Origin of the sequence: Eubacterium sp. Marseille-QA0814, assembly GCF_965119675.1 — a bacterium.
Taxonomy (GTDB): Bacteria; Bacillota; Clostridia; order Lachnospirales; family Lachnospiraceae; genus Eubacterium_G.
In genome coordinates, this window is sequence record NZ_CBCPMG010000001.1 from 2,568,606 (window position 1) to 2,583,503 (window position 14,898).

10 protein-coding genes and 1 other annotated feature (1 of these 11 cut by a window edge) are annotated in these 14,898 nt (G+C 34.6%); of the genes, 9 read left to right on the top strand and 1 reads right to left on the bottom strand.

The window, feature by feature from the left end:
• Window positions 1-196 (top strand) — a binding site (T-box leader); it begins 56 nt to the left of the window's first position.
• 138 nt (window positions 197-334) lie between these two features.
• The 3 genes from ileS (at window position 335) to ACQY63_RS11615 (ending at window position 8,006) form a co-directional block, all read left to right on the top strand.
• Window positions 335-3,496 carry an isoleucine--tRNA ligase gene (gene ileS, locus ACQY63_RS11605; protein ID WP_302690103.1) on the top strand — a complete coding sequence of 1,054 codons (3,162 nt, stop codon included), beginning with the start codon at window positions 335-337 and terminating at the stop codon, window positions 3,494-3,496.
• A 387-nt stretch (window positions 3,497-3,883) separates the two neighbouring features.
• The gene (locus ACQY63_RS11610) at window positions 3,884-6,358 is read left to right on the top strand and encodes a glycogen/starch/alpha-glucan phosphorylase (protein WP_302690102.1); all 2,475 of its coding nucleotides are present in this window, start codon (window positions 3,884-3,886) and stop codon (window positions 6,356-6,358) included.
• An 826-nt stretch (window positions 6,359-7,184) separates the two neighbouring features.
• Window positions 7,185-8,006 carry a hypothetical protein gene (locus ACQY63_RS11615; protein WP_022165407.1) on the top strand — a complete coding sequence of 274 codons (822 nt, stop codon included), beginning with the start codon at window positions 7,185-7,187 and terminating at the stop codon, window positions 8,004-8,006.
• Between the two features lie 295 nt (window positions 8,007-8,301).
• Here the strand turns inward: ACQY63_RS11615 and ACQY63_RS11620 are convergent, their stop codons facing one another.
• Window positions 8,302-9,702 carry an MATE family efflux transporter gene (locus tag ACQY63_RS11620; protein ID WP_428245257.1) on the bottom strand — a complete coding sequence of 467 codons (1,401 nt, stop codon included), beginning with the start codon at window positions 9,700-9,702 and terminating at the stop codon, window positions 8,302-8,304.
• Window positions 9,703-10,169: 467 nt separating this feature from the next.
• Between ACQY63_RS11620 and ACQY63_RS11625 the strand changes: the two genes are divergently transcribed.
• The 6 genes from ACQY63_RS11625 (at window position 10,170) to ACQY63_RS11650 (ending at window position 14,734) form a co-directional block, all read left to right on the top strand.
• Window positions 10,170-11,771 carry an MBL fold/beta-CASP domain-containing RNA metallo-hydrolase gene (locus ACQY63_RS11625; RefSeq protein WP_022164726.1) on the top strand — a complete coding sequence of 534 codons (1,602 nt, stop codon included), beginning with the start codon at window positions 10,170-10,172 and terminating at the stop codon, window positions 11,769-11,771.
• A 469-nt stretch (window positions 11,772-12,240) separates the two neighbouring features.
• Window positions 12,241-12,402 carry a hypothetical protein gene (locus tag ACQY63_RS11630; RefSeq protein ID WP_022165572.1) on the top strand — a complete coding sequence of 54 codons (162 nt, stop codon included), beginning with the start codon at window positions 12,241-12,243 and terminating at the stop codon, window positions 12,400-12,402.
• A gap of 58 nt (window positions 12,403-12,460) precedes the next feature.
• Window positions 12,461-12,802 (top strand): class B sortase, encoded by a 342-nt coding sequence (locus ACQY63_RS11635; RefSeq protein WP_022165571.1) that lies wholly within the window; start codon window positions 12,461-12,463, stop codon window positions 12,800-12,802.
• A 111-nt stretch (window positions 12,803-12,913) separates the two neighbouring features.
• Complete coding sequence (locus tag ACQY63_RS11640) at window positions 12,914-13,465, top strand: DNA-3-methyladenine glycosylase I (protein WP_428245259.1); 552 nt, start codon at window positions 12,914-12,916, stop codon at window positions 13,463-13,465.
• A 128-nt stretch (window positions 13,466-13,593) separates the two neighbouring features.
• Complete coding sequence (gene ybaK / locus ACQY63_RS11645; protein WP_022165569.1) at window positions 13,594-14,070, top strand: Cys-tRNA(Pro) deacylase; 477 nt, start codon at window positions 13,594-13,596, stop codon at window positions 14,068-14,070.
• A 25-nt stretch (window positions 14,071-14,095) separates the two neighbouring features.
• A complete protein-coding gene (locus ACQY63_RS11650) occupies window positions 14,096-14,734 on the top strand; it encodes a 4'-phosphopantetheinyl transferase family protein (RefSeq protein ID WP_022165568.1) in 639 nt (212 codons plus the stop codon).
• Window positions 14,735-14,898 lie beyond the last annotated feature (164 nt).

The window sequence follows — 14,898 nt, forward strand, 5'->3', positions numbered from 1 at the left end:
TTGGTGGGAGTCGGGTATTAGTAGCAGATATATGAAAATCACTCTGGAGTTGCAGCCCGAAATGTTTTTTGACTTTTGTAGTTTATATTAATGTAGGCGCTGACGGTTTCTCCCGTTACAGAGAACACATATAAAGGGAATTCCCGAGTATGCTGTTAAAGGTGGTATAACGAAAATTCAGGCTTTCGTCCTTAACAGGGCGGAAGCTTTTTTACGTATGCGACTCATAGACCAAAGGTCTATGAGTAGACAAGGCTCATGCCCATACGTAGTGAGCAAATGATTAAACACTTAAATAGATAGCAATACTATATAAAAATGAAAGGAGTACAGAATGTACAAGAAAGTTTCAACTAATCTCAATTTTGTTGAGAGAGAAAAGCAGACAGAAAAGTTTTGGAAAGACAATGACATTTTTAAGAAAAGTATGGACAGTCGTAAGGAAGGAGAAACATATACATTTTATGATGGACCTCCAACAGCCAACGGTAAGCCACATATTGGACACGTTTTAACTCGTGTTATAAAAGATATGATTCCACGTTACCAGACAATGAAGGGCCATATGGTTCCAAGAAAAGCAGGTTGGGATACTCATGGACTTCCTGTTGAATTAGAAGTAGAAAAGATGCTTGGTTTAGATGGAAAAGACCAGATTGAAGAATACGGTCTTGTGCCTTTCATTGACAAATGTAAGGAAAGTGTTTGGAAATACAAAGGTATGTGGGAAGATTTCTCAGGTACTGTAGGTTTCTGGGCTGACATGGATAATCCTTATGTAACATACGATAACAACTATATTGAATCAGAATGGTGGGCTTTAAAAACTATTTGGGATAAAGGCTTATTATACAAAGGCTTCAAAATCGTTCCTTATTGCCCACGTTGTGGAACACCTCTTTCATCACAGGAAGTAGCTCAGGGTTACAAGGATGTAAAAGAACGTTCAGCAATCGTTAGATTCAAGGCAAAAGACGAGGATGCATATATTTTAGCATGGACAACAACACCTTGGACATTACCTTCAAACGTTGCTCTTTGTGTAAACCCAAATGAAGATTACGCAAAGGTGAAAGCAGCAGACGGCTATGTATATTACATGGCAGTTGCTTTATTAGATACAGTTTTAGGTAGCCTTGGAAATGAAGAAGAAGGTGTTAAACCATACGAAATTCTTGAAACATACAAAGGTAAAGAACTTGAAGGCAAAGAATACGAGCCATTATATGAATGTGCTCATGAAAAAGCTGAAAAGCAGCACAAGAAAGGTTTCTTCATTACATGTGATACTTATGTAACTCTTACAGATGGTACAGGTGTTGTTCATATTGCTCCTGCATTCGGTGAGGACGATGCCAATGTTGGACGTAACTATGACCTTCCATTTGTTCAGCTTGTTACTGAAAAAGGTGAAATGTCAGAAGAAACACCATTTGCCGGCTTATTTGTAAAGAAGGCAGATCCTGAAGTATTAAAAGATTTAGATGCAAGAGGTTTATTATTTGACGCACCTAAATTTGAACATAGTTATCCACATTGCTGGAGATGTGATACACCACTTATTTACTATGCACGTGAATCATGGTTTATTAAGATGACAGCAGTTAGGGATGATTTAATTAAAAATAACAACACAATTAACTGGATTCCTGAAAGTATCGGTAAGGGACGTTTCGGAAACTGGATTGAAAATGTTCAGGACTGGGGCGTAAGCCGTAACCGTTATTGGGGAACACCACTTAACATTTGGCAGTGTGATTGTGGTTGCATGCAGTCAATTGGCAGTCGTCAGGAACTTTTTGAAAAGTCAGGTGACGAAAAAGCTAAGACTGTTGAATTCCACAGACCTTACATTGATGAAATTACAATGCCATGTCCTGAATGTGGTGGCACAATGAAGAGGGTTCCGGAAGTTATTGACTGTTGGTTTGATAGTGGAGCAATGCCTTTTGCACAGCACCATTATCCATTTGAAAATAAAGATTTATTTGAACAGCAGTTCCCTGCAGACTTTATTTCAGAAGCTGTTGACCAGACTCGTGGCTGGTTCTACACATTACTTGCAGAATCAACATTGTTGTTTAACAAGGCTCCATACAAGAACGTAATCGTTTTAGGTCACGTTCAGGATGAAAATGGACAGAAGATGAGTAAGTCAAAGGGTAATGCAGTTGATCCATTTGAAGCACTTGATAAATACGGTGCAGATGCAATCAGATGGTACTTCTACATTAACTCAGCTCCATGGCTTCCAAACAGATTCCATGGCAAGGCAGTAGAAGAAGGACAGCGTAAGTTCATGGGTACACTTTGGAACACTTATGCGTTCTATGTACTTTATGCAGAAATCGATCAGTTTGATCCAACTAAGTACACACTTGATTATGATAAATTATCAGTAATGGATAAGTGGTTATTATCAAAGATGAATTCTATGGTTAAGGCTGTAGATGACAACCTTGGAAACTACAGAATTCCTGAAGCTGCAAGAGCGTTAGATGAATTTGTTGATGAAATGTCAAACTGGTATGTAAGACGTTCAAGAGAAAGATTCTGGGCAAAAGACATGCCACAGGATAAGATTAATGCTTATATGACACTTTATACAGCACTTGTTACAGTATCAAAGGCAGCAGCACCTATGATTCCATTTATGACTGAAGACATTTACCAGAATTTAGTTAGAAGTGTGGATTCAAGTGCAAAAGAATCAATTCACCTTTGTGACTTCCCAGAAGTTAATGAAGCTCAGATTGATAAAGAATTAGAAGAAAATATGGAAAGAGTTCTTAAGGTAGTAGTTCTTGGTCGTGCTTGTAGAAATAAGTCAAACATCAAGAACAGACAGCCAATTGGCAAAATGTTTGTAAAGGCTGATTTTGATTTACCTGAATTTTTCCAGGAAATTATTACAGAAGAATTGAATATAAAAGAAGTAGAGTTTACTGATGATGTTAGAGCATTCACATCATACTCATTTAAGCCACAGCTTAGAACTGTTGGACCAAAATATGGTAAGTTCTTAGGCAAGATTAAGGAAGCATTGGCAAGCCTAGACGGAAACAGTGCTATGGATAAGATTAATGCCGGCGAACCTCTTACATTTGACTTTGACGGTAATGAAGTTGTTCTTGAAAAAGAAGATTTACTTATCGACATGGCTCAGGTTGAAGGTTATGTTTCTGAAGCAGATGGCGACGTTACAGTAGTTCTTGACACTAACTTAAGTGATGAATTATTAGAAGAAGGTTTTGTTCGTGAAGTAATCAGCAAGATTCAGACAATGAGAAAAGAAGCTGGATTCGAAGTAATGGACAAAATCGTTGTAAATGTTGCTAATAATGACAAGGTTAAGGACGTTGTAGAACGTAATATTGATGAAATTAAGTCAGAAGTGTTGGCAGATAATGTCGAATTTGATACAATAAAAGGGTATGAGAAGGAATGGAACATTAATGGCGAAAAGGTTACATTAAGCGTTGAAAAAAACTCATAGTAGGCTAGTTATTTGAACAGAATATAAATTTATAAAGGAACGGTGTAAATCGTTCCTTTATGCGTGTTATACGAATATACGCAACAGCATATGTATAGAATTTATCGATATAAGTTGTGTTATATGTTGGTGTACATTTAATATTAGCATATAGGTTATATATGTTGGTACACATTTAATATTAGCATATAAGTGAAGTGTAAGCTTTGTAATATGTGATTCTTTGGGGAAAATCGAAGGAGTGCTAAGCATGGAACAGTCATCATAATTAGGATTGTGGTGTTTGGATATCGAAATCATATTGGGAAAACAGCAGCACATATATTTTGCAAAAGATAGATGAATTTTATTGTATGTTACCAAATAATAAGGATAGGAGAGGGGTTTATGACTAAAACAATGGACAGAATACAAAAAGAAGAATTCAAGGAAGAATTCAAAAAGCGTGTAAAAGATCAGGCAAAGATGCTTTACCGTAAGACTTTAGATGAAGTAAGTGACAGACACAAATTTGTATGTGTTGCTTATGCGGTAAAAGATATCGTTATTGACCAGTGGATTGCTACACAGAAGGCTTATGATGAAGCTGATGGCAGAACAGTTTATTATTTATCAATGGAGTTCTTAATGGGAAGAGCTTTAGGTAACATGATTATTAACTTATCTTCAAGAGATGAAATTAAGGAATCAATTGAGGAACTTGGACTTGATTTAAATGTAATTGAAGACCAGGAACCTGATGCAGCTTTAGGTAACGGTGGTTTAGGACGTCTTGCAGCTTGTTTCTTAGACAGTCTTGCAACTTTAAATTACCCTGCATATGGATGTGGAATCAGATACAAATACGGTATGTTCCAGCAGAAGATTGAAAATGGATATCAGAAAGAAATTCCTGAAGATTGGTTAAGACATATTAATCCATTAGAAATCAAGCGTGAAGAGTATGCTTGTGAAGTTAGATTTGGTGGTACTGTTAAGATTGATCACAGAGACGGACGTGATTATTATGGTCAGGAAGGTTATCAGGCAGTTATGGCTGTTCCTTATGATATGCCAATCGTAGGATATGGCAACAATGTTGTTAATACATTACGTATTTGGGATGCAGAACCAATTGTTCATTTTAACCTTGAAGAATTTGACAAGGGTTCATACATGGCAGCAGTTGAACAGGAAAACCTTGCTAAGACAATTACAGAGGTTCTTTATCCAAATGATAACCATTATGCAGGTAAGGAACTTAGATTAAAACAGCAGTATTTCTTTGTTTCAGCTTCACTTCAGACAGCAATTAAGAAGTATTTAAAGAAGCATGATGACATTAAGAAGTTACATGAAAAAGTAGTATTCCAGATGAATGATACTCATCCAACATTAACAGTTGCAGAATTAATGAGACTTTTAATGGATGTTTATTATTTAGAATGGGATGAAGCTTGGGAAGTTACTACAAAGTGTGTAGCTTATACAAACCATACAATTATGGCTGAAGCTCTTGAAAAATGGCCTATTGAATTATTCTCAAGATTACTTCCAAGATGTTATCAGATTGTTGAAGAAATCAACAGAAGATTCTGTCTTGAAATTGAAGAAAAATATCCTGGTAACTATGACAAGATTGCTAAGATGGCAATTATTTATGATGGTCAGGTTAAGATGGCAAACTTAGCAATTTGTGCCGGCTATTCAGTAAACGGTGTTGCTAAGCTTCATACAGAAATTCTTGAAAAGCAGGAATTAAAGGACTTCTATGAAATGATGCCACAGAAGTTTAATAACAAAACAAATGGTATTACACAAAGAAGATTCTTGCTTCATGGAAACCCTCTTCTTGCTGAATGGGTTACAAACAAGGTTGGCGATGATTGGATTACAGACCTTCCAAAAATCAAAGGCATTGAAGTATACGTAGATGATAAGAAGGCTCAGGCTGAGTTCATGAACATTAAGTATCAGAACAAAGTTCGTCTTGCAAAATATATCAAAGAACACAACGGAGTTGATGTAGATCCACGTTCAATCTTTGATGTTCAGGTTAAGAGACTTCATGAATACAAACGTCAGTTACTTAACATTTTACATGTTATGTATTTATACAATCAGGTTAAAGAACATCCTGATATGGAATTTACTCCAAGAACATTTATTTTCGGAGCAAAGGCAGCAGCAGGATACAAGATTGCAAAACTTACAATTAAGTTAATCAACAGTGTTGCAGATGTAATCAACAATGATGAGTCAATCAACGGTAAGATTAAGGTTGTCTTCATTGAAAACTACAGAGTTTCAAATGCAGAAATCATTTTTGCAGCAGCAGATGTTTCAGAACAGATTTCTACAGCTTCAAAGGAAGCTTCTGGAACAGGTAACATGAAGTTCATGTTAAATGGTGCATTAACACTTGGAACAATGGATGGCGCAAACGTTGAAATCGTCGAAGAAGTTGGCAAGGAAAATGCATTTATCTTTGGTATGTCTTCAGACGAAGTTATTGGTTACGAAAATAATGGTGGCTATGATCCAATGCAGATTTTTAATTCAGACATGGATATTAGAAAAGTTCTTATGCAGTTAATTAACGGATTCTACTCACCAGATGATCCTGAAAGATTCAGACCAATTTACAACTCACTTCTTACAAAGGAAGAAACAGGTTGTGCAGACAGATACTTCATCTTAAAGGACTTCCAGTCTTACGCAGAAGCTCAAAGACGTGTTGAAGCAGCTTACAAAGATGAAGCAGGTTGGGCAAAATCAGCAATGCTTAACGTAGCAAACGTAGGCAAGTTCACATCAGATAGAACAATCGAAGAATACGTAAGAGATATCTGGCACTTAGAGAAAGTAAAGGTAGAATTGTAGGAGATTTACCTAGGGGCAGCGTAGCTGCCCCTATTTTTTTGACTTGTTATGCAAACAAAACTAATATTATGGCGATAATACACCCTAAAGATGCCATAACAATTTTTAAGGGTGGAAAAAATAGAAAGACAGTAGTGAGAAAAAGAGTGAGAAGTCCAGCTTTCCACCCCCTAGGAAAAATAACAAGCTGAAGGGGTGGAAAAATGGGAAATACTGAAGAGAGAAAAAGAGTGAGGAGTCCAGCTTTCCACCCCATAGGAAAAATAACAAGCTATAAGGGTGGAAAAAAGAGAAAGATTGTAATGTGAAAAAGTGTAGGGAGTCCAGCTTTCCACCCCCCAGGAAAAATAACAAGCTGAAGGGGTGGAAAAATGAGAAAGACAGTAGTGCGAAAAAGAGTGAGAAGTCCAGATTTCCACCCCATAGGAAAAATAACAAGCTGAAGGGGTGGAAAAATGGGAAATACTGAAGAGAGAAAAAGAGTGAGGAGTCCAGATTTCCACCCCCTAGAAAAAATAACAAGCCATAAGGGTGGAAAAAATAGAAAGATTGTAATGTGAAAAAGTGTAAGGAGTCCAGATTTCCACCCCATAGGAAAAATAACAAGCCATAAGGGTGGAAAAATGGGAAATACTGAAGAGAGAAAAAGAGTAAGAAGTCCAGCTTTCCACCCCCTAGGAAAAATAACAAGCTGAAGGGGTGGAAATTTCTAAAAACAGTAAAATCGTCATATCTAATTAATAATAATACTTGAAAAATAAATCAACTTAACATATAATAAATGTAACATAATAGATGTAACATAACGGATGAACAAGGACGGCGCATGGAAAATTTAAAACAAATCTTATATGAAAAACAATTAGAGTTAGAAGAAATAGAAAAGACTAATAAAAAAATATTAGAAAGACTTCCTGAGGGATACGTTAATATAAGTAGAAATAAAAATTCAATTCAGTATTATTGGCGAAAAGATGATGGTACGGAAACATACATAAATAAAAAAAATCGTAGTATTATTAAAAAACTTGCTCAAAAAGAATATGAGAAAAAAGTTCAAATTATAGTTAAGAAAAATAAAAAGTGTCTTAGAGATATGTTGGATAAATATGAATTTGATGAAACATTAAAAGCTTACGACAAGATATCAGATAAAAAGAAAATATTTGTTGAACCATATACAATGCCGAATGAAATGTACGCAGAAAAGTGGCAGGCAGAACAAAACAAATTAAAAGAACAGAATATGAGTAAAGTAAGTGAAAAATACATATTCACAGATAAAGATAATGAGATACTTACTGAAAAGGGAGAGGCGGTTCGTTCGAAATCAGAAAAAATAATTGCGGACAAATTATATATGAAGGGGATACCATACGTTTACGAGCAACCGTTATATTTGAAAGGCTATGGATATGTAGTACCTGATTTCAAAATCTTGAATATTAGAACCAGAAAAGAATATTATTTGGAACATTTCGGAATGATGGACGACAGCGAGTATTCAAGGAAAGCATTAAGAAAAATCGAAACATTTCAGAAAAATAACATATTTCCTGGTGATAATTTGCTAATGACATTTGAAACAAGTGACAGTCCGCTTAATACAAGAATTTTGGAAGAACTGGTAAAAAAATATTTGGTATAAGATAAAAAAGATAAATGATTAACATTTGCATAAGGCGTGAAAATATAATCACCAATATTTGCTGTGATAGGGAATAGATTAAACTTAAAAATTAGATTAAATCACAAACTTAGAAACTAGATTAAAACAATAGGAAATAGATTAAACATAAGAATAGGATTGAGTGAGACATTACAATTCAATCCTATTCTTCATATAATCAAATGTTATAATGTAGACAAACTACACAAGATTCATCAAAAACTCAATCCTACTAATTCCATAAATAAGAAATATTAAGTAAACAAACCATATTCTACTCCACAATTGTATTCAGCCAAATGTCTTTTTTTACCATTACGAAACCAATAAATGACTTAATGCCTTCCAACATGTTTATAAGTAGGAATATGCTTACAATATTCATGGAGGTGAATTTTGCAAGGCACATTGAAACCGGCACATTTACAAGGCAAACAAAACAACTATCAAAAAGGAATGTAATGATAGTTTTGCCACCGCTTCGCAAAATAAAATATTCAGAGTTAGTGAATGATATAAAAGGTGTTGCCAGAGCTACCACCCAAATGAAACGTGTTGCCAGTTGGCGAATCTCCCCTGTTGTATTATAAAAATGTGGGAATATCGGTCCAAGTATAAATAAAATTACGGCAGTGCCTAATGAAATTAAAAACGAAAAAGTTGCCATACGTGTGGCTGTGACCTTTGCGTCTTTTAGTTTGCCAGCACCCAACAGTTGACCGACAACAATGGCGATGGTTGTACCAAGTGTTACAAAAATTGAATTTGAAATATTACCTAAAGTATTACAAATATTTAATCCACCGATTGTAGCAAGTCCCCTTGTAGAAAAAGCCTGTGTCTGCAAAGTAAGTCCGCCAGCCCACAAAAATTCGTTAAGCATAAGTGGCGTTCCGGTAATAAGAATTTTCTTCGCAAGTGACATAGGAAGTCTCAAAGTTCTGTAGCAATTTTTAATAAAAGGATATTCTTTTACATGTGTGTGGGTGTAAACAACCAAATAGCCACATTCCATAAAACGTGAAATAACAGTGGCGATAGCTGCACCGGTAACGCCCATGGCAGGCACACCGAATTTCCCAAAAATAAAAATATAATTCAGTACAATATCAAAAACTACAGCCAGAACTCCGGCTTTCATTGGCACAATAGTCTGCCCGGATTCTTTTAAAGTGGTGCTATAGCAGTTAGAAACTACAAAAGGTGCAATGCCGATAACCATCACGTATAGGTAGCTTCGTGCATAATTAAAAGTGTCAGCAATGTTTCCCGAGTCGCTACCTTCGTGGAGAAACATGTTAATCAAAGGTTCGTGTAAAAATAGCATAACCCCAAGAGATGCAATGATAATTGTTATGCCAATAAGAATCTTCATTCTAAAAACATTTCTCACACCGTCATTGTTTTTCTGACCAAAATACTGTGCGGAAAAAAGACCGGCACCTGACATACCACCAAAAACCAGCAAATTAAAAACAAAAAATAACTGATTTATAATGGCAACTCCGGACATTTGGTCAGTACCCAACTGCCCAACCATAATATTATCAGCCATACTAACAAGATTTGTCAGTAAATTTTGAATAATAATTGGAACGGCAATTGCAAGAATCATTTTGTAAAAAGCCTTGTCGCCGAAAAATTTATTTTTTAAAGAAATTGTCTCTTCGTTCATAAAAACCTTCTTTCTTTTTGTAAATGTCTATTTAATAATTTAGTTCCCAAACCTATCTAATATACAAATATGTTTAACCACTTAGTCTTAAAATATCTAACTAATATACAAATCTGTTTAACCACTTAGTCCTAAAAATATTTATATGTGTTGAAATACTATTATGCAATGAAAAAAATAATAGTTCAACATCTTTTATGCAGATTATGAAATTTTATAAAAAATCATTTCCTTTAAACAAATTGCAAAATATGCATATTATAAAGCAAGAAGAGCGGAAGGAAGCCGGACTGATGTTATATACAAAAAATAGTTGAAACTATTTTCTGAAAAAAAGAAAAACTCAAAAAACTCTCCATAAAAGTCTTTGTAAGTGTTATAATTAATCCATAACAGGAACGGATTAAAAGTCTTATAATAAGACAAAACAAACTAACGAAAAATAAACTTACAAAGGGGGCGATTTTATGATTCTCACATTTTTAGGCGCAGATCATGAGGTAACAGGAAGTTGTCACTATTTACAGGTAGGTGACAAGAAAGCAGTTGTAGATTGTGGTATGGAGCAGGGCAAGGATATTTATGTAAACCAGGAATTGCCGGTTCCCGCAGGGGATATTGATTACATTTTCCTGACACATGCTCACATTGACCACTCAGGTTTAATTCCATTGATGGTTAAGAAAGGTTTTAAGGGGCAGATTTTTGCAACCAAAGCAACCTGTGAACTTTGCAACATTATGTTGCGAGACAGTGCGCATATTCAGGAGTTTGAAGCACAGTGGAAGAACAGGAAGGCAAAAAGAGCAGGACGTGAGGAGTATGTTCCTATTTATAATACGGAAGATGCAGCGGCCGCTTGCGAGCTGATGATACCTGTAGATTACAATCAGGTTGTAAAAGTATGTGATGAATTTCAAATAAAATTTGTAGATGCAGGGCATTTACTAGGTTCATCAAGTATAGAAATGAAAGTTACGGAGAATGGTGTAAGTAAAACAATTATTTTCTCCGGCGATATTGGAAACATTAACAAGCCTATAATCAAGGATCCTGAAACTTTAAAAGGTGCGGACTATGTTTTGATTGAGTCAACATACGGTGACAGATTACATGAAGAGCGACCAGACTACATTAAAACATTAACGAAAGTTTTAGAGGAAACTTTTGAAAAAGGTGGTAATGTTGTTATTCCGTCATTTGCAGTTGGACGAACTCAGGAAATGTTATATTTCTTAAGGATAATAAAAAAAGCAAATTTGATAAAAAAATATCCTGATTTTGAGGTTTATGTTGATAGCCCGTTGGCTGTGCAGGCAACGAATATTTTTAATAACAATGTAGTTGACTGCTTTGATGAGGAAACGAAGAAACTGATTAATGATGGAATTAACCCTCTTCAGTTTGAGGGCTTGAAAGTTTCTGTAACAAGCAATGATTCCATTGCAATTAATGAGGATACCAAGCCAAAAGTTATTCTATCAGCATCGGGTATGTGCGAGGCAGGTAGAATAAGACATCATTTGAAACACAATCTGTGGAAAGAAAACTCAACAATTCTTTTCGTTGGTTATCAGGCAATTGGCACGTTAGGAAGAAATCTTCTTGAAGGTGCAACTTCAGTAAAACTTTTTGGTGAAGAAATTGCAGTAAAAGCAAGAATTGAAAGCCTTAAAGGAATTAGCGGTCATGGTGACCAAAAAGAATTGATAAGATGGCTTGAAGCAATGGAAATTAAGCCTGAAAAAGTTTTCGTAGTTCATGGTGAAGACAATGTGTGCGATTATTTTGCTAATCTTTTGGATAAAGAACATGGCTTTAATACATATGCTCCTTATAGTGGTACGGAATTTGACCTTTTGACAGGTGAAATTATCAAAGAGGGAGTGCCTATTCCAATTAAGAAAAAATCAGCAAAGGAAAGAAGGGCATCCTCTGTTTACGAAAATTTACTTGCAGCAGGTCAGCGTTTGCTTGCAGTTATTAAGCGAAGCGAAGGAGGTACGAACAAAGATTTAGCTAAATTTACAAATCAGATTCAAAATTTGTGCGACAAGTGGGACAGATAATGACAAGCAAAAAGCGTGCCGAAAACGCTTAGTGCGATTATTGTGCTATTGAGGCAGCAGAGAAGTTTGATAACGAAAAATATGTAAGTATACGCATGAAATTCAAACTATTCTTTTATAAGTGGAATATAAATCGGTCAGATCCATCTCCTCCACAAACTGACTGAGTAATCGCAAGGAATCGTTCTCCGGAATAATTGTTTCGATGTTTAGTGGAAGGTTTAATTGATATCCGCTTCTATTTAAAGTATAATTCGTATGTGTTAATTTTGGTTTTTACATAACTTAATTATACACCTACAGCCAGACTTTTAGGAGCCTGGCTGTAGGTGTTTTTAAAAAAAAATTTTTATTGAAATAGGCTGCCGCTAGTGGGACAGCCCCTATTTTTATTTATGCAAATTATTATAATATATGGGAAAAAAAGAAAAGGAGAAAGTGTAAAAGAAAACCACACCAGGAGGTTGTTATGGGTAAGGCTAAATTAAATAGGAAATGGACATCACTAATATTGATTTTAGCACTGGTTGCAACAATTATCCCAACCAGTGTCTATGGCAATTTATTGGTGAGCAGAAGCACAAACGGCGTGGCAATTCCCAGAGGATGTAATGTACCTTCTTTCTATTGAAAAAATATGAGATAAATGTAAAATTAAAAGTGCAAAAAGGCTGAAAAGGATTTTAAACATGAAAAACGGAACAATGTTTTCGGACCTAACTAAATACAAAAACAAGGATTTTTACAAAGAACATAAATATGTACAGTTTGACACAACAAAAGCCAGTGGAACCTATCTGGTAGTTTATGCTTTTGTTTCAGAAGTAAATGTGAAAAATGCATTTGAATACTATAACGCAGAGAACTGGTCAGACAAGAAAAAAACTCTAAAATACATAGAAAAACTTTCGAAGCTGAAACTCTACGATACAGGTGAGCAGATTACATCAAAGGACAAAATAATAACATTGTCCACTTGTGAAAATACAAATGAAAACAGCAGAATGGTAGTGGTTTGTAAAAAAAGTTGAAAAATAGGACGAAAATAAAATGATTTATTTACTAAAAAGCGAAATAGTAAATTGTAATCATTTATAAAATGCTATATAATTGACAGTTGGAAATGAAAGGTTTTGAATCCCATGCAGGAAGTGAAAAAGTGCCATTGGCTTAACGAAAAAAATGAAAAATATGTTGAATATCACGATAAGGAATGGGGCGTTCCTGTTCATGATGACCACAAGTTATTTGAAATGCTTCTATTGGAGGGTTTTCAGGCTGGTTTGTCATGGGAATGTGTTTTAAACAAAAGGGAAGCTTTTAGAGAGGCTTTCGATAACTTTGATTTAGAAAAAATTTGTAACTATGATGCAAACAAATTAGAAGAATTAAGAAATAATCCCGGCATAATCAGAAACAAGCTGAAAATTTCAGCTACGGTTAAGAATGCAAAAGCTTTCAAAAATATTATTGCAGAGTTTGGCAGCTTTGATAAATACATCTGGGGATTTACAAACTATAAAATCATTTATGAATACGATAAAACAACCTCTGATTTGTCAGATACAATTTCAAAAGATTTAAAGAAGAGGGGGATGAGCTTTGTGGGAAGCACAATTATTTATTCATATTTGCAGGCAGTAGGAATAATCAATTCCCATGAGCCACAGTGTTTTTTATACAACATAATGTAACCTAAAAATAAATTAAACGTATCAGGTGCGTAGAATATCGCAAGTGACATTCTTTGTTGTTACAGAAAAAATATAAAAAGTTATAAAAGAAAAATGAAAAGAATAAGTACAAAAAGAAGGAATATAAAATGAAAAAAGAAGAAAAGACAAATGTAATGAGAGTTTTGGACAGCAAAAAGATTAATTACAAAAGCCACAATTATGTAGCCTCAGAGGCAGTAGCCGGTGACCAGGTAGCAAAAGCACTAGGTCAGGATCCTAATGGGGTCTTTAAGACTTTAGTTACGGTTTCAAAATCAAAAAACTATTACGTTTTTTTGGTTCCTGTTTGTAAAGAACTTGATTTAAAGAAGGCAGCAAAAGCTGTTGGCGAGAAGAAAATTGAAATGCTTAAGTCAAAAGAACTTTTACCACTTACAGGTTATATACATGGTGGCTGTTCTCCAATAGGAATGAAAAAGTTCTTTAAGACAACAATTGACGAAACAGCAAAGAATTACGACACCATTATGTTTAGCGGCGGCAAAATCGGTTATCAGGTAGAGTTGGCACTTGGAGATTTGGAAAAGGTTATCCGCTTCCAGTTAGCAGACATTACAGAGTAAAAATATAAATAAAAGAGGAAAAGAAATGAAGGTTTATTATTTTAATATAACACCATTAAGAAATAAAAATATATTTGCACAAAAAGTTAAAGAAGTAAGTCCAAGAAGACTTGCAAAAATCGAAAGACTAAAGAAAACAGACGATAAGTTAAGATGTCTCGGCGCAGGCTTGCTTATTAATTACATACGTGAAAAGTTTGATATTAAAGACGAAATTATGGTAGCAAAAAATGGCAAACCTCATTTTACAAGAACAAAAATGTCTTTTAATATCTCCCATTCAGGAAACTACGTTGTTATTGTTGTGTCAGAATATAATATCGGTATAGACATTCAAAGAATGGAAAAACACAATCATCTAATTGCCGAAAAGAATTTCTGCGCAAATGAGTGTGCTTATATAAACGAGAACGACAACTACGAAATTCAAAGACAAAGATTCCACGAAATTTGGACCATAAAAGAAGCCTATCTTAAAAACATTGGCATAGGTTTAAGAAAACCCTTAAATTCTTTTGAAATTGATTTAAGCCATGGCAATCCAAGAATTATAGATAATCCCGGCTACGCCATCTTGCAAATCAAGTTAGATAAGCTTTACGTTATGGCAATTTGCTCAGATATTCGAGATAAAGAATTTACAATGGAAGAAGTGGAAATATAAATTATCAAATGTTAATTAAGTTTAGGGATAACATAAATAATTAAGTTTAAGAAGAATATAAAAATTAAGTTTAAGAATAGTACAATAATTTTAGATTAAGAATAATATCAAGTTTAAGTATTGTATTAGATTTAAGAATAACTAGGAATTTTATAATAAAAACA